Source organism: Actinomyces urogenitalis (genome assembly GCF_002861525.1).
GTDB classification, from domain to species: Bacteria; Actinomycetota; Actinomycetes; order Actinomycetales; family Actinomycetaceae; genus Actinomyces; species Actinomyces urogenitalis.
Map to the genome: position 1 here is coordinate 291603 of NZ_PKHA01000002.1, position 24421 is coordinate 316023.

At 69.0% G+C, this 24421-nt stretch carries 20 protein-coding genes; 5 read left to right on the forward strand and 15 right to left on the reverse strand.

Annotated elements, in window-relative coordinates:
• Positions 1-31: 31 nt before the first annotated feature.
• The 11 genes from CYJ26_RS03970 to CYJ26_RS04020 form a co-directional block, all read right to left on the reverse strand.
• A complete protein-coding gene (locus tag CYJ26_RS03970; RefSeq protein ID WP_048684102.1) occupies positions 32-2014 on the reverse strand; it encodes a VanW family protein in 1983 nt (660 codons plus the stop codon).
• A gap of 55 nt (positions 2015-2069) precedes the next feature.
• Positions 2070-3992: a translational GTPase TypA gene (typA, locus tag CYJ26_RS03975; protein WP_006548942.1), complete on the reverse strand. Its 1923-nt coding sequence runs from the start codon at positions 3990-3992 to the stop codon at positions 2070-2072.
• Between the two features lie 175 nt (positions 3993-4167).
• Positions 4168-4941: a PH domain-containing protein gene (locus CYJ26_RS03980; protein WP_006548941.1), complete on the reverse strand. Its 774-nt coding sequence runs from the start codon at positions 4939-4941 to the stop codon at positions 4168-4170.
• A gap of 119 nt (positions 4942-5060) precedes the next feature.
• The gene (locus tag CYJ26_RS03985) at positions 5061-6761 is read right to left on the reverse strand and encodes an ABC transporter family substrate-binding protein (protein WP_229083509.1); all 1701 of its coding nucleotides are present in this window, start codon (positions 6759-6761) and stop codon (positions 5061-5063) included.
• A 260-nt stretch (positions 6762-7021) separates the two neighbouring features.
• Positions 7022-9184: a dipeptide ABC transporter ATP-binding protein gene (locus tag CYJ26_RS03990; RefSeq protein ID WP_048684108.1), complete on the reverse strand. Its 2163-nt coding sequence runs from the start codon at positions 9182-9184 to the stop codon at positions 7022-7024.
• Positions 9181-10104: an ABC transporter permease gene (locus CYJ26_RS03995; protein ID WP_374044893.1), complete on the reverse strand. Its 924-nt coding sequence runs from the start codon at positions 10102-10104 to the stop codon at positions 9181-9183. The genes CYJ26_RS03990 and CYJ26_RS03995 overlap by 4 nt, the downstream gene beginning before the upstream one ends.
• An 86-nt stretch (positions 10105-10190) precedes the next feature.
• Positions 10191-11150 (reverse strand): ABC transporter permease, encoded by a 960-nt coding sequence (locus CYJ26_RS04000; protein WP_006548936.1) that lies wholly within the window; start codon positions 11148-11150, stop codon positions 10191-10193.
• A 280-nt stretch (positions 11151-11430) separates the two neighbouring features.
• Complete coding sequence (locus CYJ26_RS04005; protein ID WP_101637982.1) at positions 11431-12558, reverse strand: LLM class flavin-dependent oxidoreductase; 1128 nt, start codon at positions 12556-12558, stop codon at positions 11431-11433.
• Positions 12559-12707: 149 nt separating this feature from the next.
• Complete coding sequence (locus tag CYJ26_RS04010; protein ID WP_101637983.1) at positions 12708-13733, reverse strand: bile acid:sodium symporter family protein; 1026 nt, start codon at positions 13731-13733, stop codon at positions 12708-12710.
• A 73-nt stretch (positions 13734-13806) separates the two neighbouring features.
• Positions 13807-14415: a biotin transporter BioY gene (locus CYJ26_RS04015; protein ID WP_006548933.1), complete on the reverse strand. Its 609-nt coding sequence runs from the start codon at positions 14413-14415 to the stop codon at positions 13807-13809.
• A 145-nt stretch (positions 14416-14560) separates the two neighbouring features.
• Entirely contained in the window at positions 14561-15547 is a 987-nt protein-coding gene (locus tag CYJ26_RS04020; RefSeq protein WP_101637984.1) for an alpha/beta fold hydrolase, read from the reverse strand.
• Between the two features lie 395 nt (positions 15548-15942).
• Here CYJ26_RS04020 and CYJ26_RS04025 point away from each other — a divergent pair, with 395 nt between their 5' ends.
• Positions 15943-17130, forward strand: a complete 1188-nt coding sequence (locus CYJ26_RS04025) for a hypothetical protein (RefSeq protein ID WP_006548931.1) — start codon at positions 15943-15945, stop codon at positions 17128-17130.
• Between the two features lie 55 nt (positions 17131-17185).
• Complete coding sequence (locus CYJ26_RS04030) at positions 17186-17734, forward strand: NUDIX hydrolase (protein WP_006548930.1); 549 nt, start codon at positions 17186-17188, stop codon at positions 17732-17734.
• Between the two features lie 9 nt (positions 17735-17743).
• On the opposite strand, the gene CYJ26_RS04035 is transcribed toward CYJ26_RS04030, so the two are convergent.
• Both CYJ26_RS04035 and CYJ26_RS04040 read right to left on the reverse strand, forming a co-directional pair.
• Positions 17744-18727 (reverse strand): VOC family protein, encoded by a 984-nt coding sequence (locus CYJ26_RS04035; RefSeq protein ID WP_219619531.1) that lies wholly within the window; start codon positions 18725-18727, stop codon positions 17744-17746.
• A 138-nt stretch (positions 18728-18865) separates the two neighbouring features.
• The gene (locus tag CYJ26_RS04040) at positions 18866-19819 is read right to left on the reverse strand and encodes a patatin-like phospholipase family protein (RefSeq protein WP_101637985.1); all 954 of its coding nucleotides are present in this window, start codon (positions 19817-19819) and stop codon (positions 18866-18868) included.
• 51 nt (positions 19820-19870) lie between these two features.
• Here CYJ26_RS04040 and CYJ26_RS04045 point away from each other — a divergent pair, with 51 nt between their 5' ends.
• Positions 19871-21004 carry an NADH:flavin oxidoreductase/NADH oxidase gene (locus CYJ26_RS04045; protein ID WP_374044892.1) on the forward strand — a complete coding sequence of 378 codons (1134 nt, stop codon included), beginning with the start codon at positions 19871-19873 and terminating at the stop codon, positions 21002-21004.
• Between the two features lie 70 nt (positions 21005-21074).
• On the opposite strand, the gene CYJ26_RS04050 is transcribed toward CYJ26_RS04045, so the two are convergent.
• Positions 21075-21512: a YchJ family protein gene (locus CYJ26_RS04050; RefSeq protein ID WP_006548926.1), complete on the reverse strand. Its 438-nt coding sequence runs from the start codon at positions 21510-21512 to the stop codon at positions 21075-21077.
• Entirely contained in the window at positions 21509-22921 is a 1413-nt protein-coding gene (locus CYJ26_RS04055) for a M18 family aminopeptidase (protein ID WP_034236778.1), read from the reverse strand. Before CYJ26_RS04055 ends, CYJ26_RS04050 begins: the two co-directional genes overlap by 4 nt.
• Before the next feature lie 63 nt (positions 22922-22984).
• On the opposite strand from CYJ26_RS04055, the gene CYJ26_RS04060 reads away from it, so the two are divergent.
• Both CYJ26_RS04060 and CYJ26_RS04065 read left to right on the forward strand, forming a co-directional pair.
• Positions 22985-23647 (forward strand): HAD-IA family hydrolase, encoded by a 663-nt coding sequence (locus CYJ26_RS04060; protein WP_006548924.1) that lies wholly within the window; start codon positions 22985-22987, stop codon positions 23645-23647.
• A gap of 123 nt (positions 23648-23770) precedes the next feature.
• Positions 23771-24367: a GtrA family protein gene (locus CYJ26_RS04065; protein ID WP_034236773.1), complete on the forward strand. Its 597-nt coding sequence runs from the start codon at positions 23771-23773 to the stop codon at positions 24365-24367.
• Positions 24368-24421: the final 54 nt, after the last annotated feature.

The window sequence follows — 24421 nt, forward strand, 5'->3', positions numbered from 1 at the left end:
TGCCAAGGCGCCCCGGCCGGGGCCTGAGAGCTCACTCGCCCCCGCCGCCGTCCTCACCAGCGGCCTCGGCAGGCTCAGCAGGCTCAGGCGAGGGGCAGACGAGCACGTTGTCGGCCTGGTAGGAGGTCGACAGGACGTCGTCGGCCGGGGAAGCGCCCTCGGGCGCGCGGCGCGAGCGCGTGACGGTGATGTCGAAGCCCACCTGCCCACCGCCGTAGGGCACGCAGCTGGCGGCGGTGGAGTGAACCACCTGGACCGGCCGGATGTTGGTCTTGTCCGAGGAGGTGATGGACACCGTGTAGTACGGGGTCGACCACAGGCGCACGTGCACCTGCCCGTCAGCGGCCCAGGCCTGGACCAGAGCGGCGTAAGGGGTGGAGTTCTTCCACTTCAGGTCCAGGTGCCCGGTCCACAAGGTGGCTTCCCGGCCGGCCGGGTACCGGGTGAACCACACCGAGTGGGGGTGGTGCTCGACGTCGTCCATGCCGGCCTCAAAAGCGGCGTTGAAGGTCGTCGTCGTCACCTGGGACAGGCCGCCGCCCATGGCGTTGGAGTGCACGCCGCCGGACAGGACCCCGGAGGAGGTGAAGCCGTGCTCGGCGTCGATGGGGCCGAGCACCTGCGCCAGGGAGAAGGTCTCACCGGGACGCACGAGCGTGCCGTTGATCTTTGCCGTCCCGGTCACGAGGTTCTGGGTGCGCACCGGGTCGTAGTAGTAGGCCGTGGCGTACTCACCGACCACCTGAGCCACCCCCAGCTCCGCCTCGGACTCGGCGTGCGCGGCAGCCACCTCGCTCAGCTCCAGGGGCACGGTGCGAGCGGTCGCGTCCTTGCCTGTGGTCCCTGCCTGGAGCAGGGAGTCGGCCAAGGCCTTGGAGTCGACGGCGGCGCCCGGCGTGGCAGCGACGAAGCTCGGCGTCCCGGCCGGCGAGCCCTCGATGGTGAAGGAGGAGTCCTGGGCCGCGGACTCGATGCCGGCGCCCATGGCCGCGAGGACGGCCTCATGGACCTTGTCCGGGTCCAGGGAGGCCGTGATCTCGCCCTGGGCACTCGTGACGGAGGTCAGCGCCACGACCTGCTCAGGCGTGAGGGTGAGCTGCCCCGAGGCCGCGGACTGCGCGGCGGTCCCCTCCGCCGTGACAGTGAGGTCACCAGACAGCAGCGGCGTGAGGACGTCGTCGATGAGGGCCTGGGCCTCGGCGTCCGTGACCGCAGGCTCGGTCTGTCCACTGACCAGGGCGACGCTGTCCTGCCCCACCGGCCAGCCGGAGGACAGCTGAGCCACGGAGGCCTCGACGTCCAGTCCAGTGCCGGCCACGGCCGGGGTGAGCACCGGTGTGGTGCCGTCAAAGGAGACCGTCGCGTCCTTGGTCCCGGAGGACAGGGTCTCCAGATGGGCATCCAGAGCCGTGCGCAGGGTCGCTGCGTCCACCGGGGCGACCGCGGCGACCGTCTCGCCACGCAGACGGCTGATCAGCGTCAGGGGGTTGAGGGTGAAGCCGGTGAGCCGGCGCACCGAGGCCTGCGCGTCCAGGCTCACGCCGGACTCGGCCGGGACCAGCTGGTCGCTGGCCTGCCCTGCCGTCACGGTGACGGGCTCCTCCAGCTCCGGCGCCAGGACGTGGGCGATGGCGGTGCGCGCCTGCGCGGGGCTCATGCCGCCGACGGCGACCCCCGAGACGCTGGAGGAGCCGAAGAGGTGCTGGGTGGTCGCCAGCGCCGTGCCCGCCCACAGCAGGACGAGGGCGGCACCAGCCGCGACGCCCACGAGGGTCTTGCGCCGCGCAGGCCAGCGCCGGGAGCGGACGCCCTCAGACTCCGTCTCCGCTTCCTGCGCTCGCGCCGGTTCCTCGCTCGCCAGCGCAGTCTCAGCGGGTTCGGCCGCCTCGGCCGGCGTCGCGGCCTGGGCCAGGCTCGCAGCCTCAGCCAGGCTCGACGCCTGGGCCGGGGTAGCGACCTCGGCCGGGGCGTCCGGGCTGTCAGGAGCCGCCGCAGGCGGCTTGGCGTCGCTCATACAGGTTCTCCTGGGCGTGAGATCCGGCAGCAGCCGGGGAGGGAGAGGGCAGGGATCAGGCCTGGCCACGACGGCGGCGCGCAGCCTCCTTGAAGCGCTCCTGGGAGTCCAGGATCACCTTACGGATGCGCACGGCCTCGGGCGTGACCTCCACGCACTCGTCCTCGGCGGCGAACTCCAGCGCCTCCTCCAGGGTGAGATGACGCGGGGGCACGAGTCCCTCGAAGGAGTCAGCCGTCGAGGAGCGCATGTTGGTCTGCTGCTTCTCACGCACGACGTTGACGTCCATGTCCTCGTTGCGGGGGTTCTCACCCACCACCTGGCCCTCGTAGGTCTCCTGGGTGGGGTCAACGAAGAAGGTGCCGCGGTCCTGCAACCGGATGAGGGCGTAGGCCGTGACGGCGCCGGCGCGGTCAGAGACCAGGGAGCCGGTGGTGCGCGAGACGATCTGACCGGCCCAGGGCTCGTAACCCTCGGCGATGGAGGAGGCGATACCGGTGCCGCGGGTCTCGGTGAGGAACTGGGTGCGCAGACCGATCGTGCCGCGGGCCGGGATGAGGAACTCCATGCGGATCCATCCCGTGCCGTGGTTGGTCATGGTCTCCATACGCCCCTTGCGGGCCGCCATGAGCTGGGTGACCGCGCCCAGGTACTCCTCGGGCACGTCGATCGTCATGCGCTCAACCGGCTCGCACTTGACGCCGTCGATGGTCTTGGTGACGACCTTGGGTTTGCCCACCGTCAGCTCGAAGCCCTCGCGACGCATCTGCTCGACCAGGATGGCCAGCGCCAGCTCGCCGCGGCCCTGGACCTCCCAGGCGTCGGGGCGGTCGGTGGGCAGGACGCGCAGGGACACGTTGCCGATGAGCTCGCGGTCCAGGCGGTCCTTGACCTGGCGGGCGGTGACCTTGGCGCCCTTGGTGCGTCCGGCCATCGGCGAGGTGTTGATGCCGATGGTCATGGAGATCGCCGGGTCGTCGACCTTGATCAGCGGCAGCGGACGCGGGTCCTCGGGGTCCACGAGGGACTCACCGATCGTGATGTCCTCGATGCCGGCGATCGCGACGATGTCACCGGCGTGGGCCTCGGTGGCAGGCTTGCGCTCCAGGCCCTCGGTCACCAGCAGCTCGGAGACGTGGGCGGAGCGGATCGTGCCGTCGTGGCGGGCCCAGCCGACGTTCTGCCCCTTGCGCAGGGTGCCGTTGTGGATGCGCAGCAGGGCCAGACGGCCGAGGAAGGGCGAGGCGTCGAGGTTGGTCACGTGCGCCTGCAGGGGGGCGTCCTCGTCGTAGGAGGGGCCGGGGATGCGGTTGATGATCGTGCGGAAGAGTGGCTCGAGGTTCTCGTTGGCCGGCAGCTCGCCGTCGGCGGGCTGGACCGTGTCCGCGCGCCGCGCCTTGGCCGAGGCGTAGATGACCGGGACGTCGAGGACGGCGTCCAGGTCGATGTCAGGGTGCTCGTCCGCCAGGTCGGAGGCCAGCGCCAGCAGCAGGTCCGTGGTCTCGGAGACGACCTCGCTGATACGCGAGTCAGGCCGGTCCACCTTGTTGACCACGATGATGACGGGCAGGTTGGCAGCCAGCGCCTTGCGCAGGACGAAGCGGGTCTGGGGCAGCGGCCCCTCGGAGGCGTCCACGAGGAGGACGACGCCATCGACCATGGACAGCCCGCGCTCCACCTCACCGCCGAAGTCGGCGTGGCCAGGGGTGTCGATGACGTTGATGACGATGCCCTCGGGGACGCCGGCCTCAGCCGCAGCAGGACCCGCGTAGTGGACCGCGGTGTTCTTGGCGAGGATGGTGATGCCCTTCTCGCGCTCCAGCTCGCCAGAGTCCATGACGCGCTCACCGGTGTTCTCAGCGGTGGCGCGGGCGCCGAAGGCGCCCGCCTCCCACAGCATCGCGTCGACGAGGGTGGTCTTGCCGTGGTCGACGTGGGCGACGATGGCGACGTTGCGCAGGTCCTGGCGCACGGTCATAAGCGGGCTCTTCTTCCGTCCGGGAGGCGCGCCCACCAGGTAGAACGACGGCGGAGGGGTCCGTCGTCGCCGGGCGCACAGCAGACCAAGGGTAGGTAAGACCCGGCGGTGTGTGCCATGACGGGGATGACACGCAGGCTGTGCGCCCCCTCACGCCGAGCGCCCGCGGCTCCCGCTACAGGAAGGAGACCACGATGAGTGCCAGGCAGACGGCAAGGACCGCCACAGGCGCCCAGTTCACCACGCTGACCAGGCCCTGGCCGCCCGAGCCCGCGGGCGAGCCCGTCTGCTCGCTGGATCCGCGCCCCGCCTCGCCGTCGGCACGCTCGGCCGGTCCGCGCCCCGATGAGCGCGCCAGGCGCTCCTGACGGCGTCGTTCATGGGAGCGGACCCGCTCGTGAACGGCGCGCCGGTCCGCGTAGGCCTCGATCAGGTCCCCTGCGCCGTCGGCGTCCAGGCTCGTGCGGAAGACTCCCTCGCCGGGGCTCAGGTACTCCTCGCGTACCCCTCGGTGCGTCAGAGCCTCGGCGACGGCGCTGCCACCCACCCCGCGGCCAGTGTGCATCTCACGCTCGCGCAGCTCCTGCCGGCGTCGCCAGGAGGTCGCCAGGCCGCCCGCTCTCTGGGCCGCCGCTGCCGTCACAGCGCTTCCGTCACGCAGCATGATGACCAGGGACCAGCGGGTCGAGCAGTGGGCGACCTGCGTCCAGGGGACCACGTGGGTCCTCCAGGCGTTGCGCACCCGCAGGTGCTCGTCGCTGAGCGTGATCGCCGGCGCCCACCACAGCGCCCAGACCGCGACACCGGCCAGGCCGCCCCAGCCGAGCACCGGGACCAGACCGGCCACGCCGTCGGAGCGCAGGACCATGCCGAGGACGGCAGCGGCTCCCAGCGCGAGCACGACCGAGCCGACGCGACCAAGCAGGGAACGGATGATGACGGTAGGCACCCGCCCATCCTGCCTTGAGCGGGCCGACGGCGCGACCTACCACCCGCTCCCAGCACGAGTGTGGCCCCGCACCGGTGGGTGCGGGGCCACAGTCAGCGACTCAGGCAGTCATGCCGAGCTCAGTCCTTCATGTAACCGATGTTCTCGGCACGGTAGGAGGCCAGGCCCTTGGCACCGAAGTTCGCGAGGTTCTTCGGCACGGCGGTCAGCTCCATGCGCTCGTAGATCGGGAAGTTCATGACGTTCTCCCAGATGAGGGCGTCGCACTCGTTGGTGAGCTTGTAGCGCTCCTCCTGGTCGGCCGTGGTGGCGACCTTCTGGATGTACTCGTCGATCTCGGGGACCGAGATACCGGAGTAGTTCTGGTTCGAGCCGGTGCCGTAGATCTGGCCGATGTTGGCCATCGGGTACTGGGTGCCCTGCCAGGTGAAGGCGGTGAGCTCAAAGTTACCGGTGTTGATGTAGTCCTTGAAGTAGCCGTTGGAGTCCACGGAGTTCAGCTTGATCTCCATGCCGATCTCCTTGACCTGGGACTGCAGCAGCGTGGCCTCGTTCTCCGTGGTCGGGGTGCCAGCAGGCAGGGTGAAGGAGACGGACAGGCGCTGGCCGTCCTTCTCACGGATACCGTCGCTGCCCTCGACCCAGCCAGCGTCGTCGAGCAGCTTCTTGGCGGCCTCGACGTCGTAGCTCCAGTCGCCAGAGTTGTCCTGGTAGCCCGCCTGGTTAGGCATGAAGAAGCGGTTGCCCAGCAGCACCTTGGAGGTGTCCACCGGCAGGCCGGCGAGGTCGGACTCGGCGATGGCCTGGCGGTTGCAGGCGCGCAGCAGGGCCTGACGCACGGCCTTATCGGCCAGGACGCCGGTAGAGCCGTTGAGGGTGAAGTGACGCCACTGCAGACCGTAGTTCTGGCGGACCTCGGCGTCCTCGCGACCGATGCACTGCTGGTAGACGTCAGCAGAGATGATGTAGTCGATGACGTCCAGCGTCTTGTTGGCGAAGGCGGTGGCCTGAGCCGCAGCGTCCAGGACACGGAAGGTGACCTTCTCCAGCAGCGGCTTCTCGCCCCACCACTTGTCATTGGGGACCAGGGTGACGACCTGCTGGGACTTGTCGAAGCTCTCGATCTTGAAGGGGCCAGCGAAGTAGTCGTTGTTGAAGTTGTCCTCACCCGCCATCGCGTTGTTGAAGGCGTCAGCGGTGGACATGAGCTCCTTGGGGGAGACTCCGGAGGCGACGTTGCTCCAGTCCGGGAAGACGGACTTGAAGGTGATCTTGGCGGTGAGGTTGTCGACGATCTCGACGCTCTCGATCTGGTCGTAACCGTCAGTGGAGGCCCACAGGTACTCCTCGTCCAGGCCGTGGGACAGGGACTCCTTGATGTCCTCCGAGTCCCAGCTGCGACCGTTGCCCCAAACCGCCTTCTCGTTGACAGCCATGGTGACGACGGTCTTGCCGTTCTCCTCGGTGCCCTCGAGCTTGGTGAGGAAGTCGGGGTTCGGGGTCGGGGAGCCGTCGTCCGCCCAGTCCAGGACGAAGGGGCTGACGAAGTCCATGATGTTACGGGTGTCCACACCGTTGCCGTCGACCGTGGCCTGGTTCCAGTTAGCGATCGTGGCCGTCAGGGAGAGCTTCAGCTCACCACCCTCCTTCAGGGCGGAGCGCTCCTGAATGTTCATGGCCTTGGTAGCTTCCTGGGCGCCCTCGGAGGCCGAGCCGGAGCCAGAGCCCGAGTCACTGGACTTGGCGCAGGCCGCGAGGGCCGCCATGGCTGCCACGGAGGCGGTGCCACCGAGGAAGAGGCGGCGGTTGATCATCATCATGGGGATCTCCGTTTCAAAGGACGGGTGGGAAGGCAGGTAACCGTGAGGCGCACCCGCCATCACAATGAAGCAAACCATACGAATGTTTCCCGCCATGCAACAGACGTTTGCAGAATCGTCACCAACCCGAAACATGCTCGACGCACCAGGGAGCGTTCGTACAGAGCCCGAACAAGTGAGAGTCTATACATTGAGACGCATAGACTCTCACTTGTCTTAGATGATGAGACACGAGCGTCGGAACGCTCGGCACCCCGGGGTCAGAACACCGCCGTCTGCTCCGGGTAGTAGCAGGCGACCTCGTGATCCTGTCCCTGGGGAGCGAATCCCGGCATCTCCCCCAGACAGGCCAGACGCTGGTCCTCACTGAGAACGCTGGCGAACTTGGGGCAGCGCGTGCGGAAGCGGCAGCCACTGGGAGGGTTGGCCGGGCTGGGCATGTCACCCTGAAGCAGGATCCGGCTGCGCGTGCGCTCCTTCGCAGGGTCCGGGATCGGGATCGCCGAGAGCAGAGCCTGGGTGTAGGGGTGAGCAGGAGCGTCGAAGATCGCGTCCACGTCACCGACCTCGACGATCTTGCCCAGGTACATCACGGCCACGCGGTCAGCGATGTGACGCACCACAGACAGGTCGTGAGCGACAAAGAGGTAGCTCAACCCCATCGTCGCACGCAGCTCGTCCAGCAGGTTGATGACACCAGCCTGGATGGACACGTCCAGCGCCGAGACCGGCTCGTCCAGGACGAGCAGCTTGGGCTGGAGAGCGAGCGCGCGGGCAATACCGATGCGCTGGCGCTGACCACCGGAGAAGTTACGCGGGTAGCGGTTGGCGTGGCTGGGCTCCAGGCCCACCAGGCCCATGAGCTCCTCAACGCGCGGGGCGATGTCCTCCTTCTTCCACCCGTTGGCGCGCAAGGGCTCGGCCAGGATGTCGAAGATCGGCAGACGCGGGTCAAGCGAGGCCATCGGGTCCTGGAAGACGATCTGCAGGTCCTGGCGCACCTCCTTGCGCTGGGAACGGCTCAGCTCACCGGTGTCCTTGCCCAGCACGACGATCTTGCCGGACTGGGGAGCCTGGAGACCCAGGACCTCCATCAGCGTCGTCGTCTTGCCGCAGCCGGACTCACCCACGATCGCCAGGGTCTCACCCTCGCGGATGTCGAAGGAGACGCCGTCGACGGCGTGGACCGTGCCCACGCGCCGCTTGAAGACCGCACCCTTCATGAGAGGGAATTCCTTGACCATGTCGGTCACCCGCAGCACCTCGGTGCGCTCGGCGTGCGGGAGGTTGAGGGAGTCAGGTGTCTTGAGAGAAGGCACCGGGTAGATGTCGGTGTAGTCGAGGCTCTTCTCCTCGATGACCGGGAACCGCCGGCATGCGGAGTACTGCGGGCCAGCAGCCTGGTCCCCGGAGGCGTCCGTGGATCCCTGCCGCACCAGCGCCAGGTCCGGCTCGCCCTCGCGGCACTCCGGGGCCACCATGGGGCAGCGCGGAGCGAAGGGGCACCCGGTCGGTAGCTCCAGCAGAGAGGGCGGGTTGCCCTCCAGGGTCGCCAGGGCGGAGTCCTTCTTGGCGTCCAGCCGAGGCAGCGAGCCCAGCAGCCCGATGGTGTAGGGCATGCGTGAGCGGTAGAAGATGTCATCGACGTCGCCGGTCTCGACGATCCGTCCGGCATACATGACCGAGACGCGGTCGGCCATCCCGGCCACGACGCCCAGGTCGTGGGTGATCATGATGACACCGGCGCCGGTCTCCTTCTGGGCGGTGCGCAGCACGTCAAGGATCTGCGCCTGGATCGTCACGTCCAGGGCCGTGGTCGGCTCGTCGGCGATGATGAGGTCCGGGTTGTTGGCGATGGCGATGGCGATGACCGCGCGCTGGCGCATACCACCGGAGAACTCGTGCGGGTAGGCCTTGGCGCGTACGTCGGCGTTGGGGATACCCACCAGGTCGAGCAGCTCGACGGCGCGAGCCTGGGCGTCAGCCTCGGACAGGCCCGGGTTGTGGACCTTGAGGGCCTCAACGATCTGGTTGCCCACGGTGTAGACCGGTGTCAGCGCGGACAACGGGTCCTGGAAGACCATCGAGACCTGCGTGCCGCGGATCTTGGACATGTAGGCGTCGTCGCGCCCCAGCAGCTCGGTGCCGTGCAGCTTGACCGAGCCGGAGATCTGCGCGGACTCATCCAGCAGTCCCATGACGGCGGTCGAGGTGACGGACTTGCCGGACCCGGACTCACCCACGAGCGCCAGCACCTCACCACGTGCGACGGAGAGATTGACCCCACGCACCGCGTTGACGCGGCCGTCCTCGGAGGGGAAGGACACGTGGAGGTCGGTGACCTCCAGGAGCGGAGCCGGCGAGGCCGGGTCAGGCAGGGCGTCGGACTCGAAGACGGGGGCGTTCTTGCTGGAGCGGCTCATGCCTTGCCTCCGGACTTAGACGAGGGATCGATAGCGTCGCGCAGGCCGTCACCCATGAAGTTCACGCACACGAGCATGATGACCAGGACGGCAGCCGGCGCCAGGAAGATCCAGGGATAGGTCGTGGCCGAGCGCTGTCCCTCGGCGATCAGCGTGCCCAGCGAGGTGTTGGGAGCCTGGACCCCGAAGCCGAAGTAGGACAGCGTCGTCTCGCTGATGACCGCGTAGGCGACGTTGACGGTGGCGTCCACGATGAGCAGCGAGGCGATGTTCGGGATGATATGGCGCAGGATGATCCGCGAGCTGGGAACGTTCATGAAGCGCGCGGCGTTGACGTAGTCCAGGTCCTTCACGCTCAGCGTCAGGGAGCGGACCACGCGGGCGGTCAGCATCCAGCCGAAGCCAGCCAGCAGGATGATGAACAGGGCGATGGAGCCCTTCGCGGCTCCGGCACGCTGGGACAGGATGGCGATGATGAGGAAGGAGGGCACGACCAGCAGCAGGTCGGTGAACCACAGTGCGACCTTCTCCCACCAACCGCCGAAGTAGGCAGCCGAGGAGCCGATGAGCGCGGCGATCGAGGTCTGGAGCAGCGCCACGCACACACCGATCATCATCGACTTGCGCGTGCCCTCCACCACCATGGCGAAGACGTCACGGCCACCCTGGGTGGTGCCGAACCAGTGCTCCGAGCTCGGCGGGGAGAGGAATGCGGAGGTGTCGACGTCCGTGTAGGCCCACTTGCCGATGTAGCTGCCGAAGATCGCGAACAGCGCCACCAGGATGAAGCCGATGGCACCAGCCACTGCCGACTTGTTGCGCAGGAAGCGGCGCAGCGTGATCTGACCGCGCGTCAGGCGCTTGGACTCCGCCGGGTTGGTCTCACGCAGGTCACCAGCCTCAGACTCGCTGACCGGCATGTCCGCAGGCTGGTCCATGGGCGAGTGCCCACCGACGGTCATCTGCTTGCCGATGGAGTCCATGCCGTTGTGGTTGCTTGCCATGTTCAGCTCACCCTCACTCGGGGGTCGACGACTGCGACGAAGACATCCGACAGCAACGCACCGGTCAGGGTGCACAGGCCGGAGAAGGCGACGACCGCGACAGCTCCGTTGATGTCGTAGCCGGCGATGGAGTTAACCGAGTACTCACCCATACCGTGCCAGCCGTAGACGCGCTCGGTGATCGCGGCCCCAGTGAACAGCCCGGCCAGGGCGAACGCGAAGTAGGTGGCCATCGGGATCAGCGCGGTGCGCAGCGCGTGACGGGTCACGGCCTTGCGCTTGATCAGGCCCTTGGCACGAGCGGTGCGCACGTAGTCAGCGCCCAGCGTGTCCAGCATGAGGTTGCGCTGGTAGCGCGAGTAGGAGGCCAGTCCTCCCAGGGACATCGACAAGGTCGGCAGCACCAGGTGCTGCAAACGCCCGGCGAATCCGCTTCCCTCACCGGTGAACTCGAAGATCTGGTAGCCGGTGGAGCGGTTGATCTGCACCGCGAGCACCTGCAGGAGGATGGCGATGACCATAGCCGGGGTCGAGATGATGATCATCGCGAACAGCGAGACCGCACGGTCAGAGAACTTGTACTGGCGGGTGGCCGTCCAGGCGCCCAGCGCCACGCCACCGGTCATACCAATGGCCGCACCGGCGAAGACCAGTCGGATCGAGGCGCCGATCTTGGTACTGATCAGGCCGTTGACCGACTCACCCTTGGGAGTCACTCCCCAGTCCCAGGAGGTGACGATCGAGTGGAGCCAGGTGACGTACCTGTCCCACACCGGGATCTCAGAGCTGATGTTGTACTCGATCAGGTTGGCCCGGATGGCGTCCCAGTTGAGGGTGGGGTCCTCGCGGTTCCAGTTGTTGATCGGGTCCAGTGACGCGGAGGCCAGGATGTAGGCCAGCGAGGTCGCGAGGAACAGCAGGAGTGCGTAGTTCGCGATTCTGCGCGCAAGGTAGGGGAGCATGTGGTCTTCTCTTCCGGAGGACCGAACGGCTTCCGCCACGTCTGGGTGGGCCCCGTCCGGTTACGGACATCTCCGCTCCTGCACAGGTCCCACGATGTGAGATCTAACAGGTCGGACCGTCACACGATACCCGGAACTTGAAACCTGTTGTGCATGAACGGCGTGGCGCAGCCCACTCTATGTGGGCACGGCGTCATCATGACCGCGAACTTCACTCATATGTGGCGCCAATCGCGCGGCACCTGACCGCCACACAGTGAGACGGCACGACACCCGCCGCCTACGAGCGAGGAGCCGAGGCCTGCCAGGCCTGTCCCAGCAGCTCGTAGGAGCGTCGCCTCGCCGCCGCGTCATGGGCGTAGGTGACCACGAAGATCTCCTCCAGGCCCCAGCGGTTAGCCAGGTCGCGCAGGCCGTCCACCACTTCCTCGGGCGTGCCAACGTAGGACAGCCCCATCGCCTGCTCCACCGCCGCCTCGCGGCCGCTGGCCAGCTCCTGCCAGGCCTGGTGGTCCATGCTCGGCGGGTCCAGCGGCGCCGGGCACCCCCCGATGATGCGGGCGGAGGCAGCCATCGCCGTGGTGAACAGGTCCTCCGCCTCGGCGTGGGTGGGAGCCACCATGACGTTGACCGATGCCCCGGCGCGAGGTGCCGCCATGTGCGAGGTCGGGGCCTCGGCGTCGAAGACGGAGCGATAGGTCACGACGGCCGGCTCAGCCTGAGCCGGAGCGAAGTGGGAGGCGACGGCGAAGGGCAACCCCAGCGTGCCGGCCACACGGGCCCCATTGACCGAGGACCCGAGGATCCACGGCTCCACCTCAACCCCCTCGCCGGGGATCGCGCGCACATGCGCCGGACGCGAGCCCTCATCCTGCTGGCTGGGCGCCGTCGCCTGCGAAGCGGGCTGGGCCTGCGGGACGAAGTTGGCAAGCGACCCGGGCACCACCGCGACGTCCTGGGCCGGCCCGAGGTAGGACAGGGTCTCCAGCACCTCCTCGGCGAAGCTGCGCGGGTCGGCCGCACGGCGGCGCAGGGCGGTGGCGGTCAGCGGGTCCGTACCCGGGGCACGGCCCAGGCCCAGGGCGACCCGGCCGGGGTAGAGGGTCGCCAGGGTCCCGATCTGCTCGGCCACGACGAGAGGGGCGTGATTGGGCAGCATGACGCCCCCAGAACCGACCTTGATCCGCGTGGTCGAGGCCAGTACCTGGCCCATGAGGACGGTGGTGGCCGAGGCCAGGAAGGTGATGGAGCCGTGGTGCTCCGCCAGCCAGTACCGGTGGTAACCGTGGTCCTCAGCGGTACGAGCCAGGGCGATCATCTCCTGCAGGGCGTCACGTCGGGTGCGACCTGCGGAAACAGGGACGAGGTCCAGCACCGACAGCACGGGAGAAGACACTGTGTCAGGCATGGCGTCAGCCTAGGTGCGCCGAGGCGGTTTCGGCCTGGGACCGCTCTCCTACGACTCACACATGGCGCCCTCAGCGGGGACCATGAAGGGGCCGCAGGCCCGATCACGGGACCTACGACCCCTTCCGCAGTGAGGTCAGCTCCGGCGCCTCAGTGCTCGACGACGGCGCGAGTGGCCGGGTTCTTGTCACGGTGGCGGTAGTACAGCGCCAGCACGGCACCAGACAGGTTGTGCCACACCGAGAACACCGCACCAGGCAGGGCGGTCTCCGGGGTCGAGGCGAAGTGGGCCGCAGCCAGAGTGGCGGCAAGCCCGGAGTTCTGCATCCCGACCTCGATCGAGGTAGTGCGCGCGGTGCGCTCCTTGCCGCCGCCCAGACGGCCGGCGAAGTAGCCCAGCAGGTAGCCAAGCAGGTTGTGGCACACCACGACCCCCAGGACAATCAGACCGGCCGAGGCGATCTTGGAGGCCGAGTTGGACACCACGGCCATGACCACGTAGCAGATGCCGAGCACGGAGACCCACGGAAGCACCGGCAGGATCTTGGCCACGAGAGAGCCGAAGAGGCTGCGCACCACCAGGCCGCCGATGACGGGAACGAGCACCATCTTGACGATGGACAGGGCCATCGCTCCGGCGTCGACCGGCATGTACTCCCCAGCCAGCCACTGGGTGAGGATCGGGGTCATGATCGGCGCGATGAGCGTGGAGATCGAGGTCATCGTCACCGACAGCGCGACGTCGGCACGCGAGAGGTAGGAGATGACGTTGGAGGAGGTCCCGCCCGGGGCACAGCCCACGAGGATGACGCCAACGGCCACCGCCTCAGGCAGCTGGAAGGCCCAGGTCAGGGCGACCGCCAGGCCCGGCATGATGACGTACTGGGCGACCACGCCGATGAGCACCGGCAGAGAACGCTTGGCCACGAGCGCGAAGTCCGGCAGCGTGAGGGTCAGGCCCATGCCGAACATGATGACGCCGAGGGCGATGTTGGTGCCCTGCGCCAACGGCTTGAAGGTGTCCGGCGCCAGCATCGCCACCGCGAAAGAGGCCAGGACCAGCAGCGGAAAGACGGTGACGGCGCGGCGCGCCGAGCGGTCCTCGTTACTGGCGCTACTGCGTGCGGCAGCAGGAGCGGGCTGAGATGAGGTTACGGGTTCGACTGGGGAGGTCATGGCTCTACCCTCACACGTGGTTCCGCGATGCGGACAATAAATCTCACGATCTGACCAGTGGGGCGGGCCACTGTCAGGCGCGACGAAGAGGAAGCAGCCCCGCCACGACGGACTTGAGCACGTCCCCCAGGACGAAGGGCGTCACTCCCATCGAGAAGGCCGCACCCCAGGCGGCGCCGGTGGCCGCCTTGAGCCAGATCACGCCGGGCACGTAGACCAGCGCCGAGGCCACGAGCAGGAGGGCGATACGCCGGCCGAGCACACCCGCCCGGCAGGACAAGCCGGCCCCCGCGCCCTGGCCGAGGCCCGCACGCGCCGCCTTCCCAGCGACGACGACGGCCAGTGCGTAGCCCAAGACGTAACCGAAGGAGGCGGTCACGCCGCTGCCCCAGCCAGCCAGCACCGGCACACCGAGGCAGGCGGCCAGCGCGAAGACGGCGACCGAGGCCAGTCCTCGACGCGCGCCGAGCACGCCGCCAACCCCCATGACCGCCAGGGTGCCCAGCGTCACCGGCACCGGAGTGAAGGGCAGCGGCAAGGAGACCTGGCCGATGAGGGCAATGGCTGCGGTGCCAGCCAGGACCAGCCCGGCCTCCACCAGGGCCGTACGCACCCAGCTGCGGGACCGCGCCTGGTCAGAAGCTGCCGTCAGTGACTGTAAGGAAGACTGGTTCGTCGTCATGACATAACCGTAAGGGAGCCGATGCGTGGTCGTTCCGCAGGAACAGACCGAGCAAGCAGAGCCATCCTTGTGGGATCACACAAATCTCACCTTTTCGGCCGATCCTCGCCACGCTTCCCTGCGACCGCTTCTCAACGCCGTCGCCTCATACCCACTGGCCGATCCAGCGCATGAGGTCCGCCGTGACCTCCTCGCGGTTGACCTCGTTGAGCAGCTCATGGCGCGCCCCGGGGTACAAGCGCAGGGTCACGTCTCGCACACCCGCACGCCGCAGATCGGTAGCCACCTGGCGCACGCCCCGCCCCATGCCACCGACGGGATCCTGGTCACCTGAGATGACAAGCACCGGCAGGTCCTTGGGAACAGCCGCGAAGGCCTGGGGACGGTTGACCTCCATCGCACCGTGGGTCAGGTCCCGGTAGAAGGCGGCGGTGCAGCGCTGGCCGCTCAGCGGGTCAGCGATATAGCGGTCAACCTCCACCTCATCCCGGCTGAGCCAGTCATAGTCGGTCCTCACCGGGGCAAAGGGCTTGTTGTTCGCCGCGAAGGCCTGCTTCTCCAGCAGGGCTGAGGGGTGACGCGGCCCGGACAGGCGCACCTCGGCCTGCGCCAGGCGCATCCCGATCGGGCCAAGCAGCCCGGGGCTAGCCATCGTGCCCATGGCGATCAGGCCCGCGAGCCGGGATCGCTCACCCTGAGAGGCAACCCAGCCGCGCACGAGCATCGAGCCCCAGGAGTGGCCGAAGAGAACAACCGGAGCCTCGGGCCAGGCGGCGTCAATCGCCTCGCGCACCACGCTGAGGTCGCTCAGGACGAGCTCCCATCCCTCGACGTCGTGCGTATGACCGCGCTCATCGGCCGAGGCGATCGTGCCACCGTGCCCACGGTGGTCATCGGCAACGATCACATAGCCGGCCTGCGTGGCCTGGGTCGCGAAGCGCTCGTACCGGGCCGAGTGCTCGGCCATGCCGTGAGCCAGCTGAATCACCGCACGCGGCTGGTCGGTGGCGGCCGGGGACGCCCCGGCCTGGCCGGTCGACGAGGCAAAGGGGGTCACGCCCTCGGGCAGCCAGGCACGGACGAACAGTTGCTTGCCGTCACGCGCCACCAGGTAGGTCGTCTCGGTCCTCATAGCCGCCTCCGTGCCTCGGCATCGATTCCACGTCGCTGTTGCGACTGTCCGCTCAGCCACATGCTGCCACGCTCAGCCCCGCCAGGCCCGCAGATCCACCCGCACTCACGCCGGCCCCAGGATTTCTCTCCCCTCCACCGACCACCTATGCCTCCACCGACCACCAGTGTCTCCACCGACCACCTATGCCTCCACCGACCACCGAATATGCGTAAATCCCGTGGTCCGGGGTGGTTCTGGCGGTCGGTCGCACTTTGCATGGTCGGTCGTGGCGTGCGCGGCCGGCCGTCAGATGGTCAGTCGCACTCTGCACGGTCGGTCGCGGCATGCGTGGTCGGCCGCTAGGTCGCCACCGCAGCCCCTCCCCCTTGATCCGACGGCGTACGGTGGCTGCCGTGCCCGAGGTCGCCCGTTCCTGCCCGCAGGGCCCGCACCCGGGCCCAGCCCCTGCCCAGGAGCCGCCCCTCCCGCCTCACCAGGCATCGACCAAGCCTCAAGCCAGCGGCCACAACTCCGTCGAAACCGGAGCCCTGCTCGGCAACGGCAAGCAGGCGCTGAGCCTGGTCGCCTGCGCCCTGCGCGACGCCGGCGTCCATACCGTGCTGGCCCCGCGCTACAGCTGCGAGACGATGCTGACCCCCTTTGAGCTGGAGGGGATGCACCTGCGCCTGGTCGAGGTCGGGGACGACCTCCTGCTCGACCCCACCGAGCTCGCCCACGCATTGGACCAGGAACCTGGGGCCGCGGTCCTCCACTGCGAGACCTACGGCGCACAGGCCAGCCCCTCCCTCACCCGTCTCCTGCGTCAGGCACGCCGCGCGGGCAGCCCCGTCATCCTCGACGCCACCCACTCGCTCCTGGAACGCCCTGAGCTGCTCGCCACCTCCCCAGCCCTGCCTGCCGGCCCGTGGCAGGTGGCGCTGGCGAGCACCCGCAAGCTCCTGCCCGTTCCCGACGGCGCAGTCCTGGCATGGTGCGACGGCCCTGCGAACGCTGGCCTGCACCAGCTGGCCCGCACTGCCACTGGCCGCGGCGCCGACGTCACGATCGCGTCCTTGGGCCAGCAGCTGTTCTCAGCCCAGACAAGACTCGCCAGAACACTGGCGTCCCGCACCGTCCTCGATACCGGAGCCTCGGCGCACCTGTCACCACAGGCTCAACAGGGGCGCCTGGAGGTCTGCCGCCTGGCCGAGGCCCACGAGGAGGCCATCGAGCGCGCCATGGAGCCCCGCGCCGCGAGCGCGCTGACGCGCCGAGTCCTGGCCGGCGCAGGCTCATATGTCGAGCGGCGTGGCTGCAGCGCCACTCTGCGCCATGCTTTGGCCCAGCTCCTTCAGGCACGTCCCGACCACCTTCAGCTCCTGCCCTCACCGAGCGCCGGATGCGTGGCCCTGCGTGGGCAGGCCGACGCCGTCGACCGGCTACGCACCGCCCTGTCCGAGGCGGCACTGTGGGGTCCGGTGACCTGGGACCGGCCGGAGGGCAGGCTCGATCCTCGCCCCTGGCCCGCCGTCGTCACCCTGCCTACCGACCAGAGTGAACGCACTGGCGAGATCCTCGCCCTCGTCCGAGCCTGCCTCTAGGGCTGGCGATCCTCGGCACCCCGTGCCGAGACCCCGTGGCGCGTACCGTGACGCCATGGCCATCCACACCTTCACCCTGGTCCCCGCCGCCTACGTCTTCCTGCTTCGCACCGGCGAGCACGGCCAGCCCGAGGTCCTTCTCCAGCTGCGCCGCAATACCGGCTACATGGACGGCTACTGGGCCTGCGGGGTGGCCGGGCACGTCGAGGCCGCAGAGAGCGTGCTGTCCACGGCGGTACGTGAGGCGGCCGAGGAGATCGGTATCACGGTCAACCCTGCCGAACTACGGCCGCTGACCGCGATGCACCGCTCCAATGACGTCGCCGGGGCAGCGCTGGAGCAGCGGGTGGACTTCTTCTTCACCCTACAGCGCTGGTCCGGCCAGCCCCAGGTACGTGAGAGCGAGAAGAACGCCGGACTGTCTTGGTGGCCCCTGGAGTCCCTGCCTGAGAAGGTCCCACCTCATGAGCGGGCAGTCCTCAGCCTCCTCGCCTCCGAGCTCGACGGCGGGGCGCGGGTCCCGGCCGTCACGGTCTTCGGCTTCGATGGCGAGGAGATCGACCGCTATGTCACGGCCCGTGACCACGGACCGGCACGCGGCTGAGGGCCGCCCTCACCCCACCTGCAGCCGCAGCTCGTTGCCCCAGGGGTCGCCGACGAGCAGGCGGTCAGCACCCGCGTCCTGACGAACCTTCACGCCACGGGAGGCCAGCCTCTCGCGTGTGTCCGTGAGGTCGCTTGCCTGAGGCAGGAGGATGTCGACGACGCCGAGGCCCAGCGCCGGGGCACGCAGCCCCGCCCCCTTGGTCCCCCACACGTTCATCGCCATGTGGTGGTGGTAGCCGCCGGCGGCGACGAAGAGGGCGCTGCCCATGTCACTGGTGACGTCGAAGCCGAGGACGTCGACGTAGAAGCGGCGCGCGGTCTCCACGTCACCGACCTGGAGGTGCACGTGCCCCACCTGCCCGGCCACGGCCAGGGCATCGTCCGCGCTGACCTCGCGGTCGCGCGGAGCAGCCGTGATCGCGTGGGCAGCATCCAGCTCCCGCTGGGTCCCGGACACGCCCAGGTGAGTCAGGAGGAACTCGTTGGGGTCGATGTACGAGGTCCCCATGGTCACTCCCTGGGACCCCCACTGCCAGGTTGAGCGCGGCCGGTCGTAGTACAGCTCAACGCCGTTGCCCTCGGGGTCGTGGAAGTAGAAGGCCTGGGAGACGAGGTGGTCCCCGGGCCCCTCAAAAGCCTCCGGGTGACGCACCCACATGCGGGTCAGGGACCGGGCGAGCTCACGCGGGGAGTCAAAGACGATGGCGGTGTGGAACAGTCCAGCGCTGCCCGGCGCCGCCGGCCGCAGATGGGGAGCGTCCACGAGCACGACGACGACGCGCTCACCGAGCCCGAGCACCGTGCGCCCCGGTTTAGTGGCCAGCGGGCTCAGCCCCACGCCACGCACGTAGAAGTCCTCCAGCGCACGGCGGTTAGCGGTCCGCAGCTCCACCGCGCCCATGCGCGTGGCCTGCGCGAGGCGGTCCGCCTCTGGCCGCTGCGCACGAGTCGCCAAGTCGGTGCGGTGCGCGACGTCAAGCAGCGGTGTCATGGTGGCCACAGGAGAAGCCGCGACAGTCGGCTGTGCCGACGCCACTGCGGCGGCAACGGGGTGGCGAGCATCGGACATAAGAACCTCCCTAGTTCGTTAATTATTCAACTAAACTGAAGGCTCCGATCTTCCGAGGCCTCAGTCACATCCCAGGAAGCCCAGGATTCGCGGCAGCTCCGCGCGCGCCTGGACCAGCCCCGCCTCATAGGCCGAGACCACCCGGTCATAGCGCAGCTCGCCGTTCTCCACTGGCATGCGCGTGGGCTGATACAGGTAGACCCGCCCCTCACGGCGCCCCTGCTCCAGCTCATTCATGGTGCGGTTGTAGTGCGCCGGGCGATCGATGATGGCCTCGGCCACGGCCGGATAGCGGCGGAACAGGCGCCGGAAGGCACCGGGGCGCTTCTCCTCGGGCTTGCGGTAGCCCGCTGGCCGGGTCGAGACCACGAGCATGCGCTCGTAGCTATCAGCCGCCGCAGCGTCCGTGGCAAAGCCCCCGGTGGGCCCTAGGGCGCCGTCGAGGTAGGGCACGCCGTCAATGAGGACGGTCGGCATGAGTACCGGCATGGACGAGGAGGCCTGGCACCGGATCGTCAGCGCCTCCAGGCTCGGCATGTCCTCAGCACCCCAGTAGACCTCCTCCCCGGTGTCACAGCGGAAGGAGCCGATGCGCACCTGGCTGGTCGAGGCGGCAAAGGCCGGCAGGTCAAAGGGGATGGACTCCTCCGGCCTCGCGGTGTGCTGGTAGATGTGCTCGGAGTTGAAGTAGCCCTGGCGCCTGGCAAAGCTGCCCCACCCGCCCGCTTGCGGGTCGGTGGTCAGGCGGACAAAGGCCTCACGCGTGCGCCACAGGTCGCGGGAAACCATGTTGACGGTGTTGGTTGACCCCGCGGAGATCCCACCCACCCAGGGGAAGGCGAGTCCCGCCTCCAGCATGACCTGGACCAGCGCCGCGGTGTAGACCCCGCGCATGCCACCACCCTCGAAGACCAGGGCTACGTCCTCCACCTGCCGGGTCACAGGCGCAGGCGCGTGGCCGGGCTGGCCGAAGGGAACAGGACGGGCAGGAACAGACCAGGGTTGTGAGCACATCGCCCTCAGCGTATCGAGGTGCCCTGCCGGCGCCACTGACGCTCACGTAGCGTGAACGCCATGAGTGCACCGCTCCTGCTGACCCCCCTGCCCCTGCGCCACCGGCAGGCCCGCAACCACCTGGTCCTGCCGCCGATGTGCATGTACTGCGTCGACAGTGGCGACGGCGTCCCCACCGACTTCCACGTCCTGCACTACGGCACGCGCGCCGCCGGCGGCTTCGGCACGGTCATCGTTGAGGCGACGGCCGTGGCCGCCAACGGCCGCTTGTCCCCTGCCGACCTCGGCCTGTGGGAGGACTCGCAGGTCCCCGCCCACCGCAGGGTCGTGGACGCGATCCACGCCGGCGGCGCGCTGGCCGGGGTCCAGCTCGGTCACGGCGGCCGCAAGGCTGGCACGCCCCCGTGGCGCCCTGCCGCAGACGGCACCGCTACCGGCCGCACCACCACACTAGAGGGATGGGACCTCGTGGCACCCAGTGCCGAGGCCTACCCCGGCCACGCCACACCACGTGAGATGAACGAGGAGGAGATCCGCCAGACGATCGCCGACTTCGCCTCAGCCGCCCGCCGGGCCGTCGAGGCCGGGTATGACCTCGTCGAGCTGCACGGCGCCCACGGCTATCTCATCCACCAGTTCCTCTCGCCCCTGTCCAACCACCGTACCGACGCCTACGGCGGCTCGCCCGAGGGACGCCGTCGGCTGGCCCTGGAGGCTGTGGCCGCAGTGCGCGAGGCAGTAGGACCAGACACGGTCGTCGGCATCCGCCTGTCCGCCACGGACTGGGCCGAAGGCGGCCTGACCAGCGCGGACACGGCTGAGCTCGCGCGCCAGCTCGTGGTCCAGGGCGCCGACGTCCTGCACATCTCCACCTCGGGCAACGTCCCGGCCCGCTTCCCGATCGGCCCGGGGTACCAGGTGCGTTTTGCCGCCGAGGTCAAGCAGGCCGTCGCAGGGATGACGACGCCGGGTGGCGGCGAGCCCGTCGTCATCGCCGTCGGGCTCATCGAGAACGGCCCCCAGGCCGAGCAGGTGCTCATAACCGGCCAGGCCGACGCCGTCGCCGTGGGCCGCTACGCGCTCCGTGACCCCTACGCCCCGTTGCGCTGGGCCCACGAGCTCGGCGTCAACGAGTGGGACAAGGCCGGCTTCCCGCTGCCCTACTGGCGCGGAACATGGCGCTGACCGGCGTCTGAGGACGCTGAGTCAAGGACGTGGGCGGGCAGAGGTCTTTTCCTCTGCCCGCCCACGTCGTTCACAGCGCCTGGCCGTCGACGTAGAACCAGCGCCCGGCACGCTTGCGGAAGGTCGAGCGCTCGCGCATCTGGTCCGCCACCACCCGGCCGTTGAGGTCTGAGGTGAGGAAGTGGGCCGTGAAGGTCACGCGGGCCTCCTCGCCGTCGGCCGCCTCGCTCCCACCACCGTGGACCTCCTCGACCTCCAGTCCGGTCCACCGCGTGCCCGGATGGCAGTAGGGACCCTCGGGCCGGGTGCGCGGCCACCAGGAGCGGAAGAGATGGTCCTCGTCCCCCAGGGCGAAAGCGGTGTAGCGCGATCGCATCAGCGCCTCGGCGCTCGCCACGGCCCCGCCGTCGAGCAGAGCCTGGCAGCAGTTCCCGAAGGTCTTCCCGCTCCCGCAGGGGCAGGGATCGCTCGCCCCGGCCCCGGCGCGCAGCACAGGCTCGGGGCTCACGCCTGGTCCCCGGCCCAGTAGGCACGGATCGCCTGGGCCATCCAGGGGCCGTCCTCGACGCCGCACATCTCACGCAGGGAGTGCATGGACAGCAGCGGCTGGCCGATGTCCACCGTGGTCACGCCCAGGCGCGCAGCCGTGATCGGGCCGATGGTCGTGCCGCAGGCCACGGCGTTGTTGGACACGAAGCTCTGCGAGGGCACACCCGCAGCACGGCAGGCCCGCTCCCACACGGTCACGCCCACGGCGTCGGTGGCGTAGCGCTGACGCGCGTTGATCTTGGTCAGGGGCCCGCGGTTAAGCAGGGGCTGGACCACCGGGTCGTGCAGCTGGGCGTACTCGGGGTGGACCGAGTGCCCGGCGTCCGCGCTCACGCACACCGAGCGGGCCAGGAGTGCCTGACTCGCGTCCCCCTCAAAGCCCATGGCACCGGCCAGACGCCCCAGCACCTGCTCCAGGAAGGGGCCGCCGGCCCCCGAGCGGGACTCCGAGCCCACCTCCTCGTGGTCATTGGCCACGAAGACGATCGCGTCGCGCGCGCTCGCAGCGTCCCAGGAGGTCCCGTCCCCGGCCGCCAGAGCCTCCAGGGCCACCAGGCCCGCGCTGACCGAGGAGAGGTTGTCCAGGCGCGAGGAGGCGAGGAACTCCCCGTGCCTGCCGAAGCGGGCGGGAGCCTCGGTGGGGAAGGTGAGGACGTCGTGGAAGGCAAGGTCGGCCGGGTCGATGCCGGCCAGCTCGCACAGGTACTCCTCGACCGCGCCGCGCTCGCCGCGCGAGGCGGCATCGTCATGGCGCGTGGCTAAGTGGGCAGGGGCGGGGCCACTGACGCTCGTGGGCGCGCCTGCGGCGTCGTCCAGGAGGGTCCACAGCGGCAGGAGGTTGGCCTGCGGGTTGAGGTGGAGGGAGTCATTGACCCCACGGTCCAGGTGCGGAGCCACCTGGGCCACACGAGCAACCGGCCCGGTGCGCACCAGGTGCACCTCGCCGTCGCGGGTGACCAGGCGACCAGCCAGACCCAGCTCACGATCGAGGAAGGAGTTGAGGAGCGGGCCGCCGTAGACCTCGGCGTTGATGAGCTGGAAGCCGTGACTGGTGACGGCCGCGGTGGGCTTGAGCTTGAGCGCAGGTGAGTCCGTGTGGGCACCCAGGATCCGCAGGCCGGTGTGCTGGCCAGGTGAGTCCGGCAGCATCCAGGCAATGATGGCGCCGTCACGCAGGACGTAGCCACGCGTGGGGACCTCGTTCCAGGTGCGCTTCTCATCGACCTGGCTGAAGCCGACGGCGTCCAGGCGCGCGCCGGCCGTGGCGACGGCGTGGTAGGAGGTCGGCGAGGAGACGACGAGGTCGGCGAGCGAGGCCGCGTAGGCGTCGACGTCATGCAGGGTCTGGCTGTAGGTGTGCGCTGACATGCCCTCAGTGTGGCACCGGTGCGTGACAGGACGGTGTCGCCGAGCCCAGGGCATGATCGAGCCATGAGCACTCCCGCCTCCCCCGCCCCGCTTCCTCCTGCCTCGACGACGACGGTCCGCGCCGTCCTGCTCGACGCCGACGGCGTCCTGCAGCTCATCGGCACCCCGTGGCACCAGGCGCTGACTGAGGCTGCCGGACCGGAGTTCTGCGAGGCCCTTCTGCGTGAGGAGGTCTGCGCGCTGGAGGGCAGGGAGAGCCTCATGGAGGTTCTCACTCGCCTGGTCCGGCGCCTGCACCTGTCCCCCACGCCCGAGGAGCTGGCCACCCTGTGGTGGCAGGCAACCCCTGACCCGGTGGCCCGCGATCTGGTCACGCGGCTGCGCCAGGCGGGCTACCTCACGGTGCTGGCCACCAACCAGCAGCGCGAGCGGATGGAGTGGATGCGCACTCACCTGCACTATGACGGCCTGTGCGACCTGGACGCCTACTCCTGCACCCTGGGGGTAGCCAAGCCAGACCCGCGCTACTTCACCACCGTGCTGGAGCGGGCCGGGGTGGCCGCGCACGAGGCCCTGTTCGTCGATGACAATGCCGAGAACATCGCCTCCGCAGCCTCCCTGGGCATCCACACCCTGCACCACCGCGCTGACGCCGGCGGGGAGGTGCTGTGGGCCGGGGTCAGCCAGGAGCTGCAGCGCTCTCAGCGAGCCGCTGGCGAAGACTGAGACCACCCTCCTCCTTCAGGAGGAGGACCGCCCGTGCGAAGTCTCATCCTTGAGGCCTTGTGAGGGCCCCGGCCAAGAGGACAGACTCGTGCCTGACAGACAGCACAATCCCCCTCAGGAGGCGTGGTGAAGCAGGAGACCGTTCAGGTGACCGCACCGTCCTCCTCACGGCAGCGTCTGGCGGAGCGGCTCAATGACCCCTCCCGCCGCGCCCCTCAGGTCTTCCTACGCATCATCAGCCGGATCCACCGCCTGCTGCCCGTCTTCATGCGCAGGATCATTCCGGTGACCTTCGTGGGGTACGCGCTCATCAACGGCTCAGCCTTCATCCTGGACGTCTCCATCCTGTGGATGACCTACGAGCATCTGCACCTGTTCTACCCGCTGGCCGTCACCATCGGCTACGCCGTGGCCGGGGCCTACTCGCTGCTGCTCAACCGGTGGCTGAACTTCCAGGCGCACGGGCACCTGGCGGCCCAGGGGTCGCGCTACCTGGTAGGACTGGCCAGCCAGTACGTCATCTTCATCCTCGGCCTGTCCAGCCTGTTGCACTGGCTGGGGGTCAACGCCGAGCTCGCACGCTTTGTCTCAGCCTGCTGCGAGGGCGTCTACCTCTACGTCCTCATGCGCCTATGGGTCTTCCGGGGCACGCCCGAGCCTGTGGAGGACAGGGGCGCGGCCCACACGGGGCAGCCGGCCACCGTCAAGGTCGTCGCCTGAGCCGCTGACCTCAGTGCTCTGGGAACCGGGCACCCTGGCTCGACCTTCCTCCCG

Bases quoted from the DNA above. Each gene is read 5' to 3' on its own strand.
- CYJ26_RS03970 (WP_048684102.1), bottom strand. From the start codon at position 2,014: ATGAGCGACGCCAAGCCGCCTGCGGCGGCTCCTGACAGCCCGGACGCC.
- typA (WP_006548942.1), bottom strand. From the start codon at position 3,992: ATGACCGTGCGCCAGGACCTGCGCAACGTCGCCATCGTCGCCCACGTC.
- CYJ26_RS03985 (WP_229083509.1), bottom strand. From the start codon at position 6,761: ATGATGATGATCAACCGCCGCCTCTTCCTCGGTGGCACCGCCTCCGTG.
- CYJ26_RS03990 (WP_048684108.1), bottom strand. From the start codon at position 9,184: ATGAGCCGCTCCAGCAAGAACGCCCCCGTCTTCGAGTCCGACGCCCTG.
- CYJ26_RS03995 (WP_374044893.1), bottom strand. From the start codon at position 10,104: ATGCCGGTCAGCGAGTCTGAGGCTGGTGACCTGCGTGAGACCAACCCG.
- CYJ26_RS04000 (WP_006548936.1), bottom strand. From the start codon at position 11,150: ATGCTCCCCTACCTTGCGCGCAGAATCGCGAACTACGCACTCCTGCTG.
- CYJ26_RS04005 (WP_101637982.1), bottom strand. From the start codon at position 12,558: ATGCCTGACACAGTGTCTTCTCCCGTGCTGTCGGTGCTGGACCTCGTC.
- CYJ26_RS04010 (WP_101637983.1), bottom strand. From the start codon at position 13,733: ATGACCTCCCCAGTCGAACCCGTAACCTCATCTCAGCCCGCTCCTGCT.
- CYJ26_RS04015 (WP_006548933.1), bottom strand. From the start codon at position 14,415: ATGACGACGAACCAGTCTTCCTTACAGTCACTGACGGCAGCTTCTGAC.
- CYJ26_RS04020 (WP_101637984.1), bottom strand. From the start codon at position 15,547: ATGAGGACCGAGACGACCTACCTGGTGGCGCGTGACGGCAAGCAACTG.
- CYJ26_RS04030 (WP_006548930.1), top strand. From the start codon at position 17,186: ATGGCCATCCACACCTTCACCCTGGTCCCCGCCGCCTACGTCTTCCTG.
- CYJ26_RS04035 (WP_219619531.1), bottom strand. From the start codon at position 18,727: ATGACACCGCTGCTTGACGTCGCGCACCGCACCGACTTGGCGACTCGT.
- CYJ26_RS04040 (WP_101637985.1), bottom strand. From the start codon at position 19,819: ATGTGCTCACAACCCTGGTCTGTTCCTGCCCGTCCTGTTCCCTTCGGC.
- CYJ26_RS04055 (WP_034236778.1), bottom strand. From the start codon at position 22,921: ATGTCAGCGCACACCTACAGCCAGACCCTGCATGACGTCGACGCCTAC.
- CYJ26_RS04060 (WP_006548924.1), top strand. From the start codon at position 22,985: ATGAGCACTCCCGCCTCCCCCGCCCCGCTTCCTCCTGCCTCGACGACG.